General features: G+C 67.9%; 20 protein-coding genes and 3 pseudogenes. 12 read left to right on the top strand and 11 right to left on the bottom strand.

The window, feature by feature from the left end:
- Nucleotides 1–8: 8 nt before the first annotated feature.
- The 5 genes from ACWBNA_RS32580 to ACWBNA_RS32560 all read left to right on the top strand — a co-directional run bounded on the left by ACWBNA_RS32580 (nt 9) and on the right by ACWBNA_RS32560 (nt 4238).
- Nucleotides 9–947: a VOC family protein gene (locus ACWBNA_RS32580; RefSeq protein ID WP_482708100.1), complete on the top strand. Its 939-nt coding sequence runs from the start codon at nt 9–11 to the stop codon at nt 945–947.
- Nucleotides 948–1062: 115 nt separating this feature from the next.
- Entirely contained in the window at nt 1063–2034 is a 972-nt protein-coding gene (locus ACWBNA_RS32575) for a fumarylacetoacetate hydrolase family protein (RefSeq protein ID WP_482708099.1), read from the top strand.
- Nucleotides 2031–2780: an SDR family NAD(P)-dependent oxidoreductase gene (locus ACWBNA_RS32570; protein WP_482708098.1), complete on the top strand. Its 750-nt coding sequence runs from the start codon at nt 2031–2033 to the stop codon at nt 2778–2780. The genes ACWBNA_RS32575 and ACWBNA_RS32570 overlap by 4 nt, the downstream gene beginning before the upstream one ends.
- A 46-nt stretch (nt 2781–2826) precedes the next feature.
- Nucleotides 2827–3582 carry a CoA transferase subunit A gene (locus ACWBNA_RS32565; protein ID WP_482708097.1) on the top strand — a complete coding sequence of 252 codons (756 nt, stop codon included), beginning with the start codon at nt 2827–2829 and terminating at the stop codon, nt 3580–3582.
- Nucleotides 3583–3602: 20 nt separating this feature from the next.
- The gene (locus ACWBNA_RS32560) at nt 3603–4238 is read left to right on the top strand and encodes a 3-oxoacid CoA-transferase subunit B (protein WP_482708167.1); all 636 of its coding nucleotides are present in this window, start codon (nt 3603–3605) and stop codon (nt 4236–4238) included.
- Between the two features lie 77 nt (nt 4239–4315).
- Here ACWBNA_RS32560 and ACWBNA_RS32555 read toward each other — a convergent pair whose 3' ends face one another.
- Genes ACWBNA_RS32555 through ACWBNA_RS32540 form a run of 4 tightly spaced genes read right to left on the bottom strand, consistent with a single transcriptional unit; the run spans nt 4316 to nt 6400 of the window.
- Complete coding sequence (locus tag ACWBNA_RS32555) at nt 4316–4777, bottom strand: MarR family winged helix-turn-helix transcriptional regulator (protein ID WP_482708096.1); 462 nt, start codon at nt 4775–4777, stop codon at nt 4316–4318.
- On the bottom strand, nt 4774–5187 hold the full coding sequence (locus ACWBNA_RS32550) for an EVE domain-containing protein (protein WP_482708095.1): 414 nt from the start codon (nt 5185–5187) through the stop codon (nt 4774–4776). The genes ACWBNA_RS32555 and ACWBNA_RS32550 overlap by 4 nt, the downstream gene beginning before the upstream one ends.
- Nucleotides 5184–5621, bottom strand: a complete 438-nt coding sequence (locus tag ACWBNA_RS32545) for an SRPBCC family protein (protein WP_482708094.1) — start codon at nt 5619–5621, stop codon at nt 5184–5186. Before ACWBNA_RS32545 ends, ACWBNA_RS32550 begins: the two co-directional genes overlap by 4 nt.
- A gap of 20 nt (nt 5622–5641) precedes the next feature.
- Nucleotides 5642–6400: a hypothetical protein gene (locus tag ACWBNA_RS32540; RefSeq protein ID WP_482708093.1), complete on the bottom strand. Its 759-nt coding sequence runs from the start codon at nt 6398–6400 to the stop codon at nt 5642–5644.
- Between the two features lie 498 nt (nt 6401–6898).
- Between ACWBNA_RS32540 and ACWBNA_RS32535 the strand changes: the two genes are divergently transcribed.
- Both ACWBNA_RS32535 and ACWBNA_RS32530 read left to right on the top strand, forming a co-directional pair.
- Nucleotides 6899–7744, top strand: coding sequence for an RNA polymerase sigma factor SigF (locus ACWBNA_RS32535; protein ID WP_482708092.1), 846 nt, complete (start codon nt 6899–6901; stop codon nt 7742–7744).
- Between the two features lie 173 nt (nt 7745–7917).
- Nucleotides 7918–8707 (top strand): annotated as a pseudogene (locus ACWBNA_RS32530) (IS5 family transposase); the annotation flags it as partial.
- 593 nt (nt 8708–9300) lie between these two features.
- On the opposite strand, the gene ACWBNA_RS32525 reads toward ACWBNA_RS32530, so the two are convergent.
- Nucleotides 9301–9765, bottom strand: coding sequence for a MarR family winged helix-turn-helix transcriptional regulator (locus ACWBNA_RS32525; RefSeq protein WP_482708090.1), 465 nt, complete (start codon nt 9763–9765; stop codon nt 9301–9303).
- 164 nt (nt 9766–9929) lie between these two features.
- Nucleotides 9930–11156: an acyl-CoA dehydrogenase family protein gene (locus ACWBNA_RS32520; RefSeq protein ID WP_482708089.1), complete on the bottom strand. Its 1227-nt coding sequence runs from the start codon at nt 11154–11156 to the stop codon at nt 9930–9932.
- A gap of 63 nt (nt 11157–11219) precedes the next feature.
- On the opposite strand from ACWBNA_RS32520, the gene ACWBNA_RS32515 reads away from it, so the two are divergent.
- Nucleotides 11220–12047: an SDR family oxidoreductase gene (locus ACWBNA_RS32515; RefSeq protein WP_482708088.1), complete on the top strand. Its 828-nt coding sequence runs from the start codon at nt 11220–11222 to the stop codon at nt 12045–12047.
- Nucleotides 12048–12058: 11 nt separating this feature from the next.
- Here ACWBNA_RS32515 and ACWBNA_RS32510 read toward each other — a convergent pair whose 3' ends face one another.
- The 3 genes and pseudogenes from ACWBNA_RS32510 to ACWBNA_RS32500 all read right to left on the bottom strand — a co-directional run.
- Nucleotides 12059–12226 (bottom strand): hypothetical protein, encoded by a 168-nt coding sequence (locus tag ACWBNA_RS32510; RefSeq protein ID WP_482708170.1) that lies wholly within the window; start codon nt 12224–12226, stop codon nt 12059–12061.
- A gap of 520 nt (nt 12227–12746) precedes the next feature.
- Nucleotides 12747–13172 (bottom strand): annotated as a pseudogene (locus tag ACWBNA_RS32505) (ATP-binding protein); the annotation flags it as partial.
- Nucleotides 13173–13303: 131 nt separating this feature from the next.
- Nucleotides 13304–13423: pseudogene (locus ACWBNA_RS32500) on the bottom strand (anti-anti-sigma factor); the annotation flags it as partial.
- A 131-nt stretch (nt 13424–13554) separates the two neighbouring features.
- Between ACWBNA_RS32500 and ACWBNA_RS32495 the strand changes: the two are divergent.
- Entirely contained in the window at nt 13555–14403 is an 849-nt protein-coding gene (locus ACWBNA_RS32495) for an RNA polymerase sigma factor SigF (protein ID WP_482708087.1), read from the top strand.
- A 194-nt stretch (nt 14404–14597) separates the two neighbouring features.
- On the opposite strand, the gene ACWBNA_RS32490 is transcribed toward ACWBNA_RS32495, so the two are convergent.
- Complete coding sequence (locus ACWBNA_RS32490; RefSeq protein WP_482708086.1) at nt 14598–15530, bottom strand: anti-sigma factor RsbA family regulatory protein; 933 nt, start codon at nt 15528–15530, stop codon at nt 14598–14600.
- Nucleotides 15530–15886: an STAS domain-containing protein gene (locus tag ACWBNA_RS32485; protein ID WP_482708085.1), complete on the bottom strand. Its 357-nt coding sequence runs from the start codon at nt 15884–15886 to the stop codon at nt 15530–15532. Before ACWBNA_RS32485 ends, ACWBNA_RS32490 begins: the two co-directional genes overlap by 1 nt.
- Before the next feature lie 259 nt (nt 15887–16145).
- Here ACWBNA_RS32485 and ACWBNA_RS32480 point away from each other — a divergent pair, with 259 nt between their 5' ends.
- The 3 genes from ACWBNA_RS32480 (at nt 16146) to ACWBNA_RS32470 (ending at nt 20337) form a co-directional block, all read left to right on the top strand.
- Nucleotides 16146–16292, top strand: coding sequence for a hypothetical protein (locus tag ACWBNA_RS32480; RefSeq protein ID WP_482708084.1), 147 nt, complete (start codon nt 16146–16148; stop codon nt 16290–16292).
- An 862-nt stretch (nt 16293–17154) separates the two neighbouring features.
- Nucleotides 17155–18945: a diguanylate cyclase domain-containing protein gene (locus ACWBNA_RS32475; protein ID WP_482708083.1), complete on the top strand. Its 1791-nt coding sequence runs from the start codon at nt 17155–17157 to the stop codon at nt 18943–18945.
- Between the two features lie 45 nt (nt 18946–18990).
- A complete protein-coding gene (locus ACWBNA_RS32470) occupies nt 18991–20337 on the top strand; it encodes an IS630 family transposase (protein ID WP_482708082.1) in 1347 nt (448 codons plus the stop codon).
- Nucleotides 20338–20421 lie beyond the last annotated feature (84 nt).

The following is a 20421-nucleotide window of genomic DNA, read 5'->3' as shown; positions in this document are numbered from 1 at the left end:
CCCCCCCGATGAGTAACCGCCTGCTCACCCACCTCCGACACGTCGACCTCGCCGTGCCCGACTACGACAAGCAGCTCGACTTCTACGCCGGCGTCTGGGGCCTGACCAAGGTCGCCGAGGACTCCGGCATCTCCTTCCTGGCCGCCGAGGGCAGCCCCGAGCAGTACGTCGTGCGGCTGCGCAAGGCCGACGAGAAGCGCCTCGACCTCGTCTCCTACGGCGCCGCGAGCACGGCCGACGTGGACACCCTCGCCGAACAACTCCTCGCAGGGGGCGCGCAGTTGGTCACTCAGCCGGGCAAAGTGGAAACACCCGGTGGCGGTTACGGCTTCCGCTTCTTCGACGTCGACGGGCGCACCATCGAGGTCCTGGCCGACGTCGAGGTCCGACAGCACCGCAAGATCGAGGAGAAGGAGTCGATCCCGGTCAAGCTGTCGCACGTCGTCCTCAACTCGCCGGATCTGGACAAGACCAAGGCGTGGTACGAGGAGCACCTCGGCTTCCGGCTGTCCGACACGCTCGGCCATCCGCACATCGGCGACGTCATGCACTTCATGCGGATCAGCAACCAGCACCACTCCATGGCCATCGCCAAGGGCCCGCACACCTCGCTGCACCACATCTCCTTCGAGATGCGCGGGCTCGACGAGTACATGCGCGGCTCCGGCCGTGTGATGCGCGCCGGCTTCAAGAAGATCTGGGGGCCGGGCCGGCACATGGCGGGCGACAACACCTTCACCTACTTCCTCGACCCGCACGGCAACACCGTCGAGTACACGACGGAGTTGGAGTCGCTGGACGAGGACACCTGGCACCCGCACGTCTACGACTTCTCGAACCCCGAGGTCACTGACCAGTGGGGCACCGCCAACCCCATGAACGAACTGGTCACCAAGGAGTCCTTCAACGACGTCGATCGCGGCGTGTTCGTCGCCCCGCCGGTCTGACCGGCGAAGCCCTGAGTCACCGGGGGCGCGGTGGTCCTGTCACTGCCCTGACTCCCATGCCGCGCCCCCGGCCCTCGTGTCCACCCCGCACGCCGACAGCCGACTGGAAACCGCCATGCGTTTCGCCACGTACGAGTACCGCAACCGACGCCAGGTGGCGGTCGTCGAAGAGAACGGCACGCTCCACGCCCTACCCGGCGTCAACTCACTGACCCGCCTGCTCGCCGAGGGAGGCGGTCTGCCCGAGCTGCTCGACTCGGGCTCCGCGGTCCTCGACGTCCCGGCCGGTCCCCACGTCTCCGAGGTACGGCTGCTGCCGCCGCTTCAGCCGCCCACCGTGCGGGACTTCGTCACCTTCGAGGAACACGTCGAGGGCGTTCGGCGGTCCGTGGACGGGGCTGCCGGGGTACCGGAGCGGTGGTACGCGGCCCCGACGTTCTACTTCGGCAACCCCTACGCGATGTACGGCCCGCACGACGACATCCCCATGCCGCCGGGGTCGGGCGTGCTCGACTTCGAGCTCGAAGTCGCCGCCGTGATCGGGAAGGAGGGCCGCGACCTCACCCCCGAGCAGGCTCGCGACCACATCGTGGGCTACACCGTCTTCAACGACTGGTCGGCCCGCGACCTGCAGTCCGCCGAGATGAAGGTCGGCCTCGGCCCGTGCAAGGGCAAGGACACCGCCACCACGCTGGGTCCCTACCTGGTCACCGCCGACGAGCTGGGGAAGTACCGCGACGCGGACGGCTTCCTGCGCCTGGCGCTCACCGCCGAGATCAACGGCGAGGTCGTGGGCAAGGATCTGCTGTCCAACATGAGCTGGACCTTCGAGGAGATGGTCGCCTACGCCTCACGCGGCACCGTCGTCCGCCCCGGCGACGTCCTCGGTTCCGGGACCTGCGGCAACGGCGGCTGCCTCGCCGAGCTGTGGGGTGTACGGGGTGAGCAGTCCCCGCCGCCGCTGAAGCCTGGCGACACGGTCACCCTCACCGTCGAGGGCATCGGCTCCGTCTCCAACACCGTGGTGGCCGGCGCGGAGCCCATGACCGTTCCCGTAGCCCGCCGCCGCACGAGGGAACGGCCGTGAGCGATCAGCAGCCCAAGAGGCTCCTCGGCAAGGTCGTGGTCATCACGGGCGCGGCCCGCGGTCAGGGCGCCGCGGAGGCCGAGGCGCTGACCCGCGAGGGCGCCAGGGTGATCGCTGTCGACGTCACGGAGTCACCTGGCTGCCGCCGTCTCGACGTCACGAGCGAGAAGGACTGGGCGGAACTCGCCGCCGAGCTACGGGAGTCGTACGGCCAGGTGCACGGCCTGGTCAACAACGCGGGCGTCACCTGGCGGGCCCGGATCGGTGACGTTCGCCCCGAGGACATGGCCCGGGTCCACGCGGTCAACGTCACCGGCCCGTTGCTGGGCATCCAGCACCTGGCCCCGCTGATGCCGTCCGGCTCCTCGATCGTGAACGTCGGCTCGTCCGCCGCGCTCACCGGCCACTACCCGGTCGCCTACACGGCCAGTAAGTGGGCGCTGCGCGGCCTGTCGCGGACCGCCGCCATGGAACTGGGGCCCGTTGGCATCCGCGTGAACATCGTTCACCCCGGCTTCATCGAGACGGAGATGACCGCCTCCGCGGCGCCCGCGTTCCGAGAGGCGAACGTCCGCGAGACACCGCTCGGCCGCACCGGAACCGTCGACGAGATCACCCCGCTCGTCGCCTTCCTTCTCTCCGACGAGGCGTCCTTCATCACTGGGGCCGAGATCCCGGTCGACGGCGGACTCACCGCGCACGGCGGCACCAAGTCGATCTCGGACGCCCTGCGCGTGGACGTCTGAGCCGGCGACCACGCACGACAGACACGACAGAAAGGCCCTCCCTCCCATGGACAAGGTCAGCGCGAGCGCCGCAGAGGCGGTCGCCGACATCCCCGACGACGCGTCGCTGGCCGTCGGCGGCTTCGGCCTCAGCGGCATCCCCGGCGTCCTCATCCAGGCACTGCACGCCCAGGGCGCCACCGGCCTGGAGGTCGTGTCGAACAACTGCGGTGTGGACGGGCGCGGCCTGGGAGTCCTGCTGGCCGACCGCCGGATCGCCCGCGTCACCGGCAGTTACGTGGGCGAGAACAAGGAGTTCGCCCGCCAGTACCTGTCGGGCGAGCTGGAGGTGGAACTGGTGCCCCAGGGCACGCTGGCCGAACGGCTGCGCGCCGGGGGAGCGGGCATTCCCGCCTTCTACACCCCGGCAGGGGTGGGCACCCAGGTCGCCCGCGGTGGCCTGCCCTGGCGCTACCGGCCCGACGGCACGGTCGCGGTGGCCTCCCCGCCCAAGGAGACCCGCGACTTCGCGGGCCGCGCGTACGTCCTGGAACACGGCATCACCACCGACTTCGCCCTCGTACGGGCCTGGCGCGGCGACCGCCACGGAAACCTGGTCTTCCGTAAGTCCGCCGCCAACTTCAACCCGCTGGCCGCGATGGCGGGCAGCATCACCGTCGCCGAGGTGGAGGAACTCGTCGAGCCAGGCGAGCTGAGCCCGGACGAGATCCACCTGCCAGGCATCTTCGTCCAGCGGCTCGTGGTCCTCACCCCGGCCGAGGCCGCCGACAAGCAGATCGAGAAGAGGACCGTACGCGCATGAGCACCACCCTCGGAACGCAGCTGGGCTGGACCCGGGCCCAGATGGCCGCCCGCGCCGCCGCCGAACTCACGGACGGCTCCTACGTCAACCTCGGCATCGGCCTGCCCACCCTCATACCCGGACACCTTCCCCCCGATGTCCATGTGGTCCTGCACTCCGAGAACGGCATCCTCGGCACCGGCCCCTACCCGACCGAGGCTGAGGTCGACCCCGATCTCATCAACGCCGGCAAGGAGACGGTCACCGTCCTGCCCGGCGCCTCCTTCTTCGACTCGGCCCTGTCTTTCGGCATGATCCGCGGCGGCCACGTCGACACCGCCGTGCTCGGCGCGATGCAGGTCTCCGCGACCGGCGACCTCGCCAACTGGATGATCCCCGGCAAGATGGTCAAGGGCATGGGCGGTGCCATGGACCTCGTCCACGGCGCCCGCCGCGTCATCGTCCTGATGGAACACACCGCCAAGGACGGCACCCCGAAGATCCTCAAGGAGTGCACCCTTCCGCTCACCGGCGAACACTGCGTCCACCGCATCATCACCGACCTCGGCATCCTCGGCGTCACACCCGAGGGCCTCGCCCTCGTGGAATGCGCGCCGGGTGTCACCGCCGAGGACGTCGCCGCCCGCACCGACGCACCTCTGATCCGGAAGCCATAACCATGCGTCGGGCGGGCAGGGACCACGGTCTCTGCCCCCCCGACGCTCTGCGTCCCGCGAAGCCGCCGCATGTGAGGTCACTCCTGCGCCAACGCCGTCTTGAGGCGTCGCAACGCCTGTGTGAACGCATCGGTTTGTTCCCCCAGGGCTCCGAAGAACTCGGCGTCGCATGCCTCGACCGCGACCACGGCTCGGTTCGCCAACACGCGCCCCTCCTTTGTCACAGCGAGCGCTCGGGCCCGGCCGTCCTGCGGGTGCGGGCGCCGCTCGACCAAGCCGCGACCTTCCAGGACACGCAGAACCTGGGACGTCATCATGGGGTCCGACGCGGCGTGGTCGGCAAGCGCCTTCTGCGTCACCGGCCCCTCGGATCCCAGCCAGGTCAGAGCCGCGAGGAGCACGAATTGGACGTGGGTGAGCCCGTAAGGCTTGAGGGTGAGGCGGATAGCCGCCTGCCACCGGTTGGTGACTTGCCACATGAGCAGTCCGGGGCTCTCCTCGGCGTTGGTGAAGGCGGTGTCCAGGTCGCGCGGGGTCATGAAGCGACCATGGCCGAACGGATCTGACGGAAGTCGTCTTCGGTCAGTTCGACCAGGCCGCGTCGCAGCTGGTGGCCCCAGTTCGCGTTGGAGGTCAGGGCCAGGGAGCCGTTGAACCGGCGGAGGGGGACTTCCGTCGCGTGCTCCACATAACGGGCCCGTCGGCGCCAGGGTTGGAAGCCGCCTTCGTCGGCTTGCCAGATCTCGCCGTCGGTGATCTCGCCGATTGCGGTGAACGCCTGGAGCGGCTCACCGTCTCGCAGGCTCGTGCGTGGCGAATAGTAGATCAGCCAGTCGCCGGGGCTCAGTCGGGCCAGGCCAGGGCGCTTGCCGTGGCCCAGTTGAACTATGCCCGCCGTCGTGCCGCGGTGCACGTGGTCACGGCTGACGACGCCCAGCCAGTGCTTCACGCGAGGCTCCTGGGGGAGCAAGCCTCGGTCACGGCCTTCAGGCTTTCCAGGTCCCGCTGCAACGTCGCCTTGATGCCCTTGCCGAGGATCAGATTCCAGAGGTGGGACAGCGGCCCGGCCAGGGTGACGCTGACCTGAGCCTTGGTGCCGCCGTCCGGGGTTCCCTCCACGAAGTGGCTGAACGTCATACGTGCTCCGGTGAGCCTGGAGACATCGACGAATCGGTCGTCTGCGAGCTCGGCGATGACGAACTTCGTCTTGGGGCCGCCCTTTGGCTTCAGGACACCGGTTGAACCGGTCTCGAAGGGGCCGTCGAGGCGGACCCATTCAGTGTCAGCGTTCCATTCCGGCCAGGTCGCCATGTCGGCCCAGCGGGCAAAGAAGGCGGACGGGGCAGCGGTCGAAGTGATCTGGGCGGTGGCGATGGTCATCATGCAGATAGTATGCGCGCTTATTAAATTGGTGTCAAAACCTTGAGGCACGGCATGCAACTGCCGCCCAAACCAGTCGATTGACGCTCGGAGGGAGGCTTGTTGGTGTGGGGGGTGGCGGCTGGCCTGGTGTGTTGCTGGTCTGTTGACAGGTTGAGTGAGTGGTTCGGGCGGGGTGGGCAGGGTGTAGGGGCGGGGGCCGTGTGTTGTGTGCTGAGCGGGGACGGGTTCGTCGCGGGTAGCTCTAGCGCGAACAGGCTCGGTTGGTGTTTGTACTGGTCAGGGCCGTTTGCCTGCTCGGTGGGCGGGTTAGAGGTTGGTGTAGGGCGGTGGTGGGTTTCGGCGAGGTGGTCGAGGCGGATGACCTCGAGTGAGTTATCGGTGAGTGTGCTGTCCTCGTCGTGGGTGGCGGCGTGGCGGATCAAGCCGGTGCGGCTTCCGGCACGGCCAGGGAGTGCGGCGGGGATGGCGCCGATCGGGCAGCGGCGGGTGCCGTGGTCTTCGCGGAGGCCGCCGCGCAGCCGGCCGTTCGTTTCGAGGCGGTGCAGGAGCGCGGCGATCGGGGTGCTGTACGGGTTGACCGTCGGCGTCAGGGTCGGCGTGAGCCGAACGATTTCGGCGATGTCTGTGATGGGGTCGGCGCCGGGCAGGTGCGCGGTATTCACCTCGAAGGCGACAGCGGCCTCGTCGAGGCGGATGGTCATGTCGGCCAGGCGGAGGGCGAGCCGGGTGTCGAGGTCGAGTTGGGGCGGGCTTGCCGCGATGAGGGTCGGGGTGGTCACGGCCGGGCCTTGCCGTCGCCGCGGCACTCGGGGCAGTCGCCCTCGCGCTGAACGCCACCGAAGGCCCTGTAGTTCGCCCCTTGCCGGAGCAGTGCCCGGTGCTGCCGGTGGCGCGGGCCGCTGATGCGGGCCGGGTCGGGCAGCACGGCCTGGAGATGGTCATGGCGGTCGCGCAGGGCTTCGAAATGCAGCGGGAGCCGGTCGGCAGCGGGAGCCGGTCGGCAAACGCATCACGGCCCGCATCGCCCTGCCCGACGACCTGGACGGTGCTCTCACCGGACGCCGCCCTCAGTAGTGGCCGGCGTTCCCTCTGGCACCACTGTCTTTCCCTCGGCCTGCGGTGAAGAGGCGGGCTGCGCGGGGTGACGGCGGCGGGGGATGCCCTTGCAGCCTGTGGCAGACATGACGGGGGAGTGGGGGCAGGATGCGGGGGTAGGCGGTGCGTCGTCGGCCGCTTTTGGCCGGCCGGCGGCGGGATCGACCTGGAAGGGGAACAGTATGGCGCCCATGAGTATGGCGGCAGCACAGACGCGGACGGCGGAGCTGCCCCACGTTGCTGACCCGTCCCGGGTGGCGCCCAAGGACGCCCGCGAACTGTCGAAGCTGTTCTTCCAGCAGTTGGCCGTGCTGGAGGAAGGCACTCCGGAGTACCAGTACGCGCGGAACACGCTGATCGAGATGAACATGTCCCTGGTCCGCTTCGCGGCCGGCCGGTTCCGCAGCCGCGGGCCGGAGGAGATGGAGGACATCGTCCAGGTCGGCATGATCGGGCTGATCAAGGCGATCGACCGCTTCGAGCTGTCCCGGGAGGTGGAGTTCACCTCCTTCGCCATCCCCTACATCGTCGGCGAGATCAAACGGTTCTTCCGCGACACCACCTGGGCCGTGCACGTTCCGCGCCGGCTGCAGGAAGCCCGTGTCCAGCTGGCCCGCGCCACCGAGGAACTACGCAGCCGACTGGGCCGCACCCCGACGGTCAAGGAGCTGTCGGAGCTGATGAGCCTGCCCGAGGACGAGGTCCGCGAGGCCCGCCTGGCCGCCAACGGTTACAACTCCTCCTCCCTGGACGCCACGATCAGCGGCAGCGAGGACGGCGAGGCCGCCCTGCAGGACTTCATCGGCGCCCCGGACGCGGGCCTGGAGCTGGTGGAGGACTTCCACGCCCTTGGCCCGCTGATCGCGGAACTCGACGAGCGGGACCGGCAGATCATCCACATGCGGTTCGTCGAGGAATTCACCCAGGCCCAGATCGGCGAACGCCTGGGCGTCTCGCAGATGCACGTCTCCCGGCTCCTGTCCCGCACCCTTGCCCGACTGCGTGAAGGCATGCTCACCACCCGCTGATATCTGTCGCCCGCAAGGCAGGACGGGATGGGCGGCGCTGCCGTGGCCGGGGATCGGGGCGCGCTCGCCGGTGTTGCGCGCCGCGCGGGCCGCGCCGGGGCCGCCGACGGTGTGGCGGCCGGGGGTGTAGGCGTGGGCGCCGGATTCGCTGTCGAGTGCGGCAGGATTCCTGACCGCTTCGCACTGCGGTGGACCGGGTGGCCCGGTCGGCGACCGGAGATCCCGGGTCCTGTGACCTTCGGGAGGTCGTGAACGTGATCTTCTATCAGAACCGGACGGGCTGCCAGTGGCGCTACCTCCCACATGATCTGCCGTCCTGGTCGGCGGTGTTCTACTACTTCGGCTTATGGCGCGATGACGGCCTGGACCAGCGGATCCAGGAACTCCTGCGCTGCCAGGTGTGGGAGAGAGCCCGGCGATTAGAGGACCCGTCCCTCGTGATCCTCCCCCAGTCCGTCCGCGCGGCAGCCGGTGTCCCGAAGATCACGACGGGGCTGGACGTCAACAAGAAGGTGTCGAGCCGCAAGCGGGGACTGGCCGTCGACGTTCTGGGGCTGATCATCGGCGTACGTGGTGCTGGCCGCATCCGCCCACGACAACGCGGCCGGCACCGCCCTGCTCGACGAGGCCGCCGAGCGGTGCGGGATGCGTCTGGAGAAGGGCCTGGTGGACCAGGGCTTCAAGGACGAAGTCCTCATCCATGGCGCGTTGTTGGACATCGACGTCGAGGTCGTCCGCCGCAACGCCGATGACCGGGGCAAAGGCTTCGTCCCGCAGCCGAAAAGGTGGATCGTGGAGCAGGTCAACGGCACGTTGATGCTGCACCGGCGCCTGGCCCGGGAGTACGACCACAGCGCCGACACCTCCGCCTCATGCGTCTACTGGGCCTCGATCGCGAACATGACCCGGCGCCTCACCACACCCGCACCGGCCTGGCGAGACACCCCCGGGCTGGCCGCGTGAACATCGCCGACCTTCTGGCCAGCATCCAGGCCCAGCACGACGAAACCATGGCTCGGGCCGGTGAACCACGCGACCAGATCGAGCACTTGACCGCCGCCCTGGCCGAGACCGAAGTGCGACTCGCGGACCTGGCCACCGCACACAAGGGTCATCGCCGAGCTCGCACCGGCCCAGGACGAACCCGAACCGCCCGAGAAGAACACCGCCTACCAGGCCATCGTGAACGCCTTCAACCAGCACCCCACGCGGGAGTTCCGAGCCCGCGAGCTGCACGAGCTCCTCGGCATGCCCACCGACGAGGCGTCGGTCAACGTCACCCGCGCCCGCCTCGGACGCCTCACCCGCCAAGGATTCCTCACCCAACCCGGACGAAGCCGCTACCAGAAACGGACTTCACGTCCACTCAGTTCCGCGCTTGGTCGGGCTCCAGTTAGTGCCGGGCAACTGCCCCATTCGATGAGCTGCCCACGGCTCCAGACATAGATCATGTGGTCGCTGAAGGAAAAGAGAAGTGCGACCTCGGCGGCCGCCCTTCCGGGACTTTGCCAGAACCGGGGCGTACCGCCGCACCCGGGTGCGATCCCCCCAAGCCGCTAAGCCCGTTTCGGTCCATTCTGCTCCCGGACGGCGTCGAACAGGGAGGTCAGAGCGGGACTTCCCGCGAGGCTGCCCAGCAGGACGTGAAGCGAGTCTCGTTCCGTGGCACCCAGGTCTGCGAGGACTTCGCCGTCGAGATCGACGAGTGTGCGGTTGAGGTCGGCAAGAACCTTGCGGCCTTCGGCGGTGATGTCCACGGCGTAGCGGCGACGATCCTGTGGATCTCGCGTCCGCTCGGCGTATCCGGTGCGCTCCAGGTCGTCGAGACTCGTCACCATCGTCGCCGGGTCGATGCGCAGGAATGAACCAAGTGCCAGTTGCGGCATGGCGCCGTTGTCCGCAAGAGCTTGCAAGACGCTGTAGTGCCGCACTCGCAGACCGGTCCCGCCGATACCGTCCTCAGCGATCCTGAACGCCACCTGCCCGAGCTTGACCAGCAGGCAGATGGTGTGTTCGGCCACTGTCCCTGGTACCAGCGGAGCCTCGGACATCGTTTATCCCACCCATGGTTAGTCATACGTATGGTCCTGTCCATCGTACGAGAAAGCCCGGGGCGGCGGGACCGCTGCAGGCCGACGGGATGCCCACTGTCCGTCGGCTTGCTGCACCGGCGCGTCCTGGGCGATCAGCCGACGATGGCCCGACCGAAGATCTGCCGAGCTATGACCCACTTCTGGATCTCATTGGTCCCCTCGTAGATCTCACCGATTTTGCTGTCCCGGTAGATCGCCTCGACAGGGCCGGGGCTGCCGTCGGCACCCAGTTCGCGCGCGAAGCCGAGGCCTCCGAAGGCTTGGACGGCGTCGCGTGCCATGTCCACGGACAGCTTGGTGGCGTAGTACTTCGCCATCGCGGCCTCGGGCTCCGGGGACGGGTCACCGGCGTCCAGACGCAGGGCGGCCTTGGTGCAGAGGGTGCGGGCGTTCTCGATCTCGGTGGCCCGTTCGGCGAGCAGGAACTGCCAGTGCTGGTTGGCGGCCACCGGTTTGCCGAAGGCGTGTCGCGTCGACAGGTGGGCCACGGTGTGATCGAAGGCGGCCTGCGCCATGCCGACCCCGGCAGCCGCGATGCCGATCCGGCCATAGGTCAGAGTCGACAGCGCATGGCGCAGTCCGTGCCCTTCGGCGCCACCAAGGAGGTCGTCGTCGGAAAGCTGCACTCCCGTGAATCGGATGTCCGCGGTGAGCTGACCGCGGTTTCCCATCTTGCGGTCGGGAAGGCCGACTTCCACGCCCGGAAGTGCTGTGTCGACGATGAACATGCTCAGCCGCCTGCCGGTGCGGGCGAGAACCACCACGAACCCTGCGACGGGCGAGTTGGAGATCCACCGTTTGTGGCCGTTCAGCACCCAGCCGGCCTCGGTGCGTATCGCCTCGGTCTGTACCGCTTGCGGAGACAGGTCGCTGGAGGCATCCGGCTCAGTGGTGGCGAAGGCACCGACCACTGAGCCTTCCGCGACCTTCCGCAGCCACCGCTGCTGCTGCTCCTCAGTGCCCTGCCGCAGGGCGTTGCCCGCCAGGATGCAGTGCACATCGAAGACGGCCGCGACGCTGCTCGAGTAGTAGGCCAGTTCCTCGATGGCCGCGGCAGTGGCGGTCGCCGGGTGGGTCAGGCCATCGCCGCCGACCTCGCCGGGGAAGGGGATTCGGAAGACCCCCGCCGACGCAAGCCCTTCAAAAACATGCCGGGGGAAGCCGTCCGTGCGCTCGTCGCCCCCGGCGATCGCCACGGCGTGCGGAGCCACTTCGCGTTCTGCGATCCGGCGCACGGCAGCGCGAACGGACTGTGTCTCTTTGGGGGCCAGGAGCTCGTGGTAGAGCCGGTCGATCTGGCGTGTGGGAGTCGAAGTCATACGTGGAAGATATCATTAGTATCGCGTATCATTAGTTCGACAATTCATTTTGGAGGTTCAGCCATGACTCAGACGCTGGCCGGCAAGACCGTCCTGATGTCGGGAGGCAGCCGCGGCATCGGACTCGCCATCGCCCTGCGCGCGGCCCGCGACGGTGCGAACGTGGTGATGCTCGCCAAGACCGCCGTGCCGCATCCAAAGCTCGAAGGCACGGTCCACACCGCCGTCGACGAGGTTGAGCGCGCGGGCGGCAAGGGGCTGGCCGTAGTCGGCGACGTCCGCGAAGAGGGCGATGTGCGCACCGCCGTCAACGCGGCGGTCAGCGCCTTCGGCGGCATCGACATCGTGGTCAACAACGCCAGCGCGATCGACCTGTCGTCGTCGGAGCAGCTGGAGATGAAGCGGTACGACCTGATGCAGGACATCAACACGCGTGGCACGTTCCTCCTGAGCAAGGCAGCGATCCCACATCTGCGCAAGGCGAGTAACCCGCACATCCTCACGCTCTCCCCGCCGTTGAACCTCGCGCCGCACTGGGTGGGGAAGCATCTCGGTTACACGCTGTCGAAGTACGGCATGAGTCTGTGCACCATCGGGCTCGCCGAGGAGCTCACCGCCGACGGCATCGCCGCCAACTCGCTATGGCCGCGGACCCTGATCAACACAGCCGCCGTGCGCAATGTGGTCGGCGGCGCCGGACAAGCCCGTAGTCCGCGGATCATGGCTGACGCCGCGTACGCCATCGTCACGCGTGACGCGCGGAAGTGCACCGCCAACCTGTTCATCGACGACGAGGTCCTCTCGGACGAGGGCGTCACCGACCTGTCCGCCTACAGCCCTGCCGGCTTTGAGGGCGATCTCGCGCTCGACATATTCGTTGATCCGGCCTGATCCCGCACCGCTCAGCACATGAACGCGAGGGCGTTCTCAAGGACCTCGTCGGCGAGCTTCGAGCCGAAGGCGACGGGGGACAGTTGCAGTGACCCCGCCATCATCGCGAAGAGTCCGAGGGCCTTGCCGCGTGCGGGCTTGGAATCCTCGGGTGCCAGATGGCCGACGATCTCGTCCACGATGGCCCGCGCGCCGTCGCTGCCGACCCGATTGACCGCGTCCGGGCAGCGGCCGACTCCTCGAGCAAGGCGACGGAAGCACATCCGACGCCGCGCTGGTCCCGGCGCCCGGGCGACAGACAGTCGCCAACGAGACCGCGACGACGTTGGCGACGACGTCGCCCTCGGATGCGAAGTGGCCGCAGAAGCCTCGGTCGGTCAAACCGGCATCCGACATCAGCGTGGCGGTGCCGGAGCCACCGACACCGTCTACGTGGACGTTAAGTCCGATCTTCCTAGGTTCGTGATCGCTCGATCGAGGTACTGATCGTCGGGCAGGCCATCTGTTGAGCATGTGCATGCCGAGATGCGGGACGTGAAGAGAGAGCCGTACCCCAGCGACTTGTCGGACGAGCAGTGGGCGTTGATCGAGCCGATGATCACGGCCCGGAAGCAGGACCGGGTGGCCCGGTCGGCGACCGGAGATCCCGGGTCCAGTGCTCTGGTTCGGTGTCAGGGCGGGATGGGCGGTGATCCGTTTTCCCGTTTCGCGGAGTGGGATGACGACCCTGTCGCTGATCGTGTGCACCAGGTGCAGTCCATGGCCGCCGATGCGGCGCGGGTCAGCCTTCTTTGCTGCCGGCTTCTCCGTGGAGTTGTCCCATACGATGATCGTCAACTCGTCGCTGGACAACTGTAGGGTCATTCCGCAGGGGCCCGGAGCGTGCAGGATGGCGTTGGTGACCAGCTCACTGGCGGTGAGTTCGGCATCGGCAGCCAGGGCGGTCGGCACGCTGTGCGGCCGGTTCGCGGGGCGTGGCCCAGGAAGGCGCGCAGGGCCTGGCGGGCGTCTGCGGCCCGGACCGCGCCATCCCCCCAAGGTCGCGCCGTAGCGCAGTGGGGCGCCCTCACCTGTGCCCTGAATATCGGCCGTCTGTTTCCTCGGCTTCCTCGGCGGGATGACCATAGGGTGCTCTTTCGCCGCGTTCGCCGCTCTTCGGTGCTTTTCGGCTTTTCCGTTCCGTCGTGTACCCGGGTGCCCACCACACACACCGAACGCGCTCCCGAGCACCGCCACTTGGCCGCACGCTTTGTGGGTTAGGGCCGCGTTGCGGCGTCGCTGTCGGGGTGGAGAGGGAAGATCTGGTCGAGGCCGACGACGCGCAGGGTGTGGGCGGGGACTGCGGCGAGGGCGATGTCGGCCTGGGCGGCGTGGGCCGGGCCGCAATGCGCTTGCTGACCTGCTTGCTCCGCGGAAGGAGTAAGCATGAAGGCGGGGAGGAGGGGTAGGCGCGGCAGCGGCGAATAGAAGTGGGCCGGGGTCGGCATGGCCGGCAGGGGAGGGACACATGGTTACGGATAAGGCAGCGGTGACGTCGGAGGCAAAGTGCGCTGCACTGCCGGAGGTGGGCGACCCGTCGAAGGTTGCTCCGAAGGATGCGCGTGAGCTCACCCGCCTGTTCTTTCAGCAGCTCGCCGGGCTGGAGGAGGGTACGCCGGAGTACCAGTACGCGCGCAACACGCTGATCGAGATGAACATCTCCCTGGTCCGCTACGCGGCCTCCCGCTTCCGCAGTCGGGACGCGGAGGAGATGGAGGACATCGTCCAGGTCGGCGTGATCGGCCTGATCAAGGCCATCGACCGGTTCGAACTCTCGCGCGAGGTGGAGTTCACCTCCTTCTCGATCCCCTACATCGTGGGAGAGATCAAGCGGTTCTTCCGAGACACCACGTGGGCCGTGCACGTGCCGCGCCGCCTGCAGGAAGCTCGCGTCCAGCTGGCGCGCGCGTCCGAGGAGCTGAACAGCCGCCTGGGCCGTACGCCGACCGTGGCGGAGCTCGCCCAGCTGATGAACCTGGACGAGAAGGAGGTCATCGAGGCGCGACTGGCCTCCAACGGCTACAACTCCTCCTCCCTGGACGCCACCATCGGCAACAGCGAGGACGGCGAGACGGTCCTGGCCGACTTCATCGGCAACGACGATGGCGCGCTGGAACTGGTGGAGGACTTCCACGCCCTCGCCCCGATGATCGCCGACCTCGACGAGCGCGCGCGCAAGATCCTGCACTGGAGGTTCGTGGAGGAGCTGACCCAGGCCCAGATCGGCGAACGGCTCGGCGTCTCCCAGATGCACGTCTCCCGACTGCTGTCACGCACCCTGACCCAGCTCCGCGAGGGCATGCTCACCACCCACTGACAGCGCCAACATCAACCGGCGCCTTCGCGGCCGTGGCCGTCGTGCCCAGGACTCCGGGACGCGGCTCGTGCATCGCCCGCCCGCCGAGGGTCGAACGGCCCCGGCCTGAGGGCGGCCCGACTCGTCGATCGGTGCTGCGTGAAAGCAGGAGGGGCAGGCGGCCGCCCGGACAGGTGGGCCGCCTACGCGTGCGGTTACAGGCTCAGGTAGCAGCGCACGGTTGTGCCGTCGTCGCCGGTGTGCACGCGCACCAGGTCGGCCACGTAGTGGACCAGCATCAAGCCCCGGCCGCCCAGCTGGCCGCGCTCCGGCGGGCGGCGGCCCGCCAGCGGATCAGTCAGCAGGCCCGCATCACGGACCTCGATCACGAGCTGCTCCCGATCGGCCCAGACTGCGAGCGTCCCACGGCCTCCGCCGTGCACGACGCTATTGGTCGTCAGCTCCGCGACCGCCAGTTCCGCATCGACCAGCCGCTCCCCGGCCAGGCCCAGCCGCATCGCCTGAGCGAGAGCGAAGTGACGGACCGCCGGAAGGTCCTCCCCGCCGTAGGAGAAGACCGCGGCGTCCGGCACAGTCGGCAGCTCCTGGTTGTAGCGAGAGACGACCGCCTGCCAGTCGTAGACGTCGCTGACCGACTCCCGGCCCTCCCCGCTGATGAGAGTCGGGTGGGTAACCCGCGCATCGGCGATCACCTGCGGATCCAGCCGCACCTCGTCGTAGGGGCACAGGATCGTCACCGCCCGGCCCTCGAACGCGGCGTTGATCAGCGCCTCGTGCTGCGCGCACGCCGGGTACTCCACCGCGCTGCGTCCCGCCCAGATCGGCTCGCCGATGATCCGCACCCGCCCCTTGGGGTGGGCGTCGGCGAATCCGCGCAGCACCTTGGGGATGATCCGCCCCGGGTTGCGGCCGGCCTCGGTCATGTCCAGGAACAGGATGCCCTCGGCGTCCCCGCCCAGACCTGCCTGGATCAGCTCCAGGTTGGGGCCGGGCACCGCCACGGCCATCGGCTCGCCGTGGGTCAGGCCCTCGCGAAGGAAGGCCACCGTCTGCCGCGTGTACTCCTGCTCCGTGCGGTAGAACAGGGCAGGGTGCACGAACGCCTCGTGGGTGGTCACCGTGCTCATCACAGAGCCACCTCGATCCGGTCCAGGCCCGGCCAGAACATCTCCAGAACCCGCGGCAGCTGCGGCGGGGGATTCTCGACCACAACCCTCCCGTCGGGCAGGTTCATGGCGGTGACCGCCAGCGCGGTTACCCCGGCCACGTCGACGAACGCCACATCCGACAGCTCCACGTACGACACGCCCGCGTGCCGCCGGGCCAGCTCCGTCAGGGCCTGCTCCCACGACGGACGCGTGAGGGCGCTGATCTCACCACGGGCACTTATCCCAGAACGACCGCCGGGCAACGGGCTCACCTCCAACGTGACCTTCCCGGGCGCTACCGGGCCGGTTCCGCCCACCACATGTGGGGCATCCACGTTCGGACTCCTTCACATCGAGCCACCTGTCAGCCGCCCCGGCACGGGCAGGCGAGAAACTCCCCCCAGCGGGGGAGTGTATCCCGGCAGACAGGCCAACCCCGGACGGCCGGACACGTGCAGGCCCCTCCCAAGGCAATACCCAGGGTGGACCCCTGCTCCATGCTCATCATGCCCAGGACAGGCGGCAGTGTGCGCGTCAATGCCCCAGGTCCTTAGACTGAAACCACGGCGCGGGGCCGCGATGGAGGGCGACGCCGTGACTGAGCCGCAGGGCCAGGACCCCACACCATGGGAACTGCTGCGGGCGAGGCAGCAGATGCGCGATGACTTGCCCTCCGACATCGCTGCACTCGGCGCGCGACTCGCCGAGATGGTGACGAAGATCCAGTACGAGGCTGATTGACCAGGCCCAACCCGGAGTGATCCCGGCGGGGGCTACTGCTGTGCGGTCGGAAACGGAACCCCTCAACGCGGCCTGGAAACAGCCGTAGGCCGATGGCTTCCAGGTTTTGGAGGTCCTCAGGCCGGTGGCATCAGGACCGACTGACGTAAACCCGGCTCCTCAGCCGCCGGAATTTCGCACGACCGTTCCGGCCCTGCGTCGTGTCTACCGGTCGAAACCGAAGCACGCCCCGCAGACGTAACTGGCGCCGCAGACGTCGTGTCACCCTGACGGGAAGTCATATTGATCAGCAGTCCCGTCATATCTGCGCCACCCCGTAGCAGTCAACATTGGTGAGCAATCTGACGTCCCAAAATAAGCGGGCATACATGCTCAAACCGTGCTGTCAGTCGTGCATCACAAGCGCTACAACTGGCAGGGTGTCCCATAGGAGCTAGTCCGTTCTTCGGGTGAACTTACCTCCCTTCATGGGGATATCCGTTAGACATCCTCATATCCTCCTCTCGACTGGAGCAGACCGGACACGGTGTGCCTGCCCTCTTTGGGCTTGATGACCGTCGGGGGGGTTCGCGTGAGGCTGGGCAAGGCCGGTTGGTGGGGCTCGTTGCACGCCGTTCGTATCAGCTGGCCATCGGCAGCCTGTGGGCGGTGCAGGACTCTGTGGCTGGGATTTGTGCTTGTCGCCGCAGTGAGCGCGGGCGGGACAGCGGCGCTGTTCATCCCAGCCGTCGCGGGAGTGCCGGCTGGGTATGGTCTGGCCGTCCTGTCCCTCCTTGGGCGTGCCAGGACGGTCGCCGGACGGGTGCGTCTTCGCCTCGTCCTCTTTGCGGGTTCTGCGGCAGCGGGTGGCCTTCACCATGTCGTGGTCAGTCAGCTTTCTTCCTCTCGGGGAAAGCCCGCTGGTGGTGTCCACTTAGTCCTCCAGCTGCTCGCGGTCACCGGAATCGCTTTGTCTCTGTTGGTGGCGGTCGCCGGGCTGGTGCTCGCAGTTGCGGACCGCGGTACGACGCTGATCTGGCTGCGGCGAGTCCTGGACGGATGGATGATCGCCGGCTCCCTGCTCACCCTGGGCTGGGTGCTGCTGCTGCATCGCGCCGACCGAAGCGGCGATGCGTTCGGTTCTCTGCAGGATTTGGCACGCGTGGTGACTGACATCCTGGTCTTCGGACTTCTGGTGGCACTGCGCTACGCACTGAAGCGTCCTGAGCGCACATCGACAACGGTGGGTGCCCTGGCCCTCGTCGCTTTGTCCGCAAGCGACATGCTGCGCATCCTCATGCCGGCCCCCGGCACCTGGTACGGCATTCCCTGCGCGACGGCCTGCTCGATCACTGGCCTGGTCCTCATCGCCGTGGCCCCATGGCTGACCGGAGGCACCGCGGTCGTGGACGTCGACCAACACCTCATGCCCGTCGTCGGAGTCGTGGCCGCTTTCGTTCCCGTGGCCGTCTGCGCCCTTGCCCTGGCAGCCCACACCATGGTCGGCGGCCACACTGACATGGCCCTCATGGTCCTGGCAGGCTCGCTGCTTGTCGCGCTTGGTATCCGGCAAGGCATCATTCACGCCGACCACCTTCACATCACCCGCGAAGCCACCACCCGGGAGGCTCTTTACCGCACCCTGGTCGACGGCACTCGCGACGTGATCACCATCGTCAGCCCGGACGGCCGCGTCCGCTACGTCAGTCCTGCCGCCCACCACGTCTTCGGCTACCGGCCTGAGGACCTGCTGGGTGCTCGCCTGCCCCTGTACTGCCACCCCGACGACCTGATGCCGCTGATGAAGGCAGTCGAGGCGCTGCAGCAGCAAGCCGCATCGGGCATCCGCGGTCCGGGCCGCCGCGTGTCCTGCCGGGTCCGCCACGCCGACGGACGTTGGCGCCATGTCGAATCGACGGTCAGCCACCACACCGAGGGAATGATCTTCAGCAGTCGCGATGTGACCGAACGGCTCGCCCTGCAGGAACAACTCGAGCACCTGGCCTTCCACGACGCGCTCACCGGACTGCCCAACCGGGCCCTCTTCGCCGACCGAGTCGCGCACGCCATGCGGAAACGGACCACTCGCACAGCCCCACCCACAGTGCTCTTCGTGGATCTGGACGGCTTCAAGGACGTCAACGACTCGGCCGGACACGCGGTCGGCGATGCTCTCCTGGTCCACGCCGCTCGTCGGCTCCAGGCATCCGTACGGGCCGGAGACACCGTGGCCCGCCTCGGCGGTGACGAGTTCGCCGCCCTTTTGGAGGGAGAGGCCGGGACACACCCCTCGCGTGCCCGAGACGTCGCCGAGCGAATCCTGTCCGCCCTGGCACAGCCCTACGAGATCGCCGGCAAGGAGGCGCTCGTCTCCGCCTCCATCGGCATGACAGTCGCCCTCCCCGGCGTCACACCGGACGAGCTCCTCCACCAAGCCGACAAAGCCATGTACGAGGCCAAAAGAGCAGGCAAAGCACGCATCCGCATGCATGTCCCCCAACCCCACCAAAATCGCCACAGTCCGTCACCCGAGGCCCACCATGCCGCCATTCCTCTCCAGGAGTCAGACGAACCGGCTGCGCAAGACCCGCCGTCAGTCCATCAAGGCGACCGCAACACGCCCATCGCGTGGCGACCGATGCTTCCACACGGCGAACACCATGACGCGCTCTAGTGTCATGCGCCTGAAATCGCGGGCTTAAGTCTGTAGCTTGTTTTCATGTCTCGGGGTCCTCGTGCCGTCGAAGTTGTGCTGTCCGATGAGGAGCGCGCCGAGTTGCTGCGCTGGGCGGGCGGGGCGGTGACGCCCCGTCTCGTCGAGCGGGCACGGATCGTCTTGGCATGCGCGGACGGGAAGCCGAATACACGTGTGGCGGCGGAATTCGAGGTAACCGCAGACACGGTGAGGAAGTGGCGCTCGCGGTTTGCTGCCGGGCGGATGGCCGGACTCGCGGATGAGCCGCGGCCGGGCCGGCGCAAGTCGGAGCTGGTGCTCAGTGATGACGAGCGGGCTCAGCTGACGCGTTGGGCGAGGTGCGCGAAGACCACGCAGTTCCTGGCTCTGCGCGCGAGGATCGTGCTGCGGTGCGCGGAGGGCGGGACGAATAAGCAGGTGGCGGCCGAACTCGGTGTGAGCGAGCAGTCGGTGAACCGCTGGCGGGCCCGGTTCGTCAAGCGGCGGCTGGACGGTCTGGTCGACGAGCCGCAGCCCGGTCGGCCGCCGTCCATCCTGCTCGACCAGGTCGAGGACGTTGTCGTCGCGACGCTGGAATCCACCCCTGGCCAGGACACGCATTGGTCGCGGGCCTCGATGGCCGCCCGCACCGGGCTGTCGAAGTCCACCATCGGGCGGATCTGGAAGAAGTTCGACCTCAAGCCGCACCTGCAGGATGCCTTCAAGCTCTCCACCGACCCGCAGTTCGTCGCGAAGGTCGTCGACGTCGTCGGCCTGTATCACAACCCGCCCGAGAAGGCCGTGGTGTTGTGCGTGGACGAGAAGAGCCAGATCCAGGCGCTGGACCGCTCGCAGCCGGTGCTGCCGATGATGCCGGGCATGCCCGAGCGGCGCACCCACGACTACCTGCGGCACGGCATCACCAGCCTGTTCGCCGCGTTCAACATCGCCGACGGCACCGTCATATCGGCACTGCACCGCCGCCACCGGGCCGTCGAGTTCAAGAAGTTCCTGGTCACGATAGACAAGGCGGTTCCCGCCGAACTCGATGTGCACTTGGTGTGTGACAACTACGCCACCCACAACACCCCGGAGATCAAGACCTGGCTCGGCAAGCACCCTCGCTTCCATGTCCACTTCACTCCGACCGGCTCCTCCTGGATCAACCAGGTCGAGCGGTGGTTCGGCCTGCTGACCGACAAACTCATTCGCCGCGGCGTCCACACCTCGGTGAAGGCGCTGGAGGATGACATCAGGGCCTGGATCGACTCGTGGAACGAGAACCCCAGGCCCTTCACCTGGACCAAAACCGCCGACGAGATCCTCAAATCTCTCGCCGACTACCTCACCAAGCTCACTCCGCCAGCCACCGACAATCAGCGAGAGACTTAAGCCCGCGATTTCAGGCGCATGACACTAGTGACCTGAATCGGAGGTTCGTCGTTGGTTCGGTATGAGCCGTCCGGGTCCGAAGAT

This window comes from Streptomyces sp. Q2 (assembly GCF_056820935.1).
Note: the sequence above shows the minus strand (reverse complement) of the source record. Positions and strands in the feature narration are given on the sequence as shown.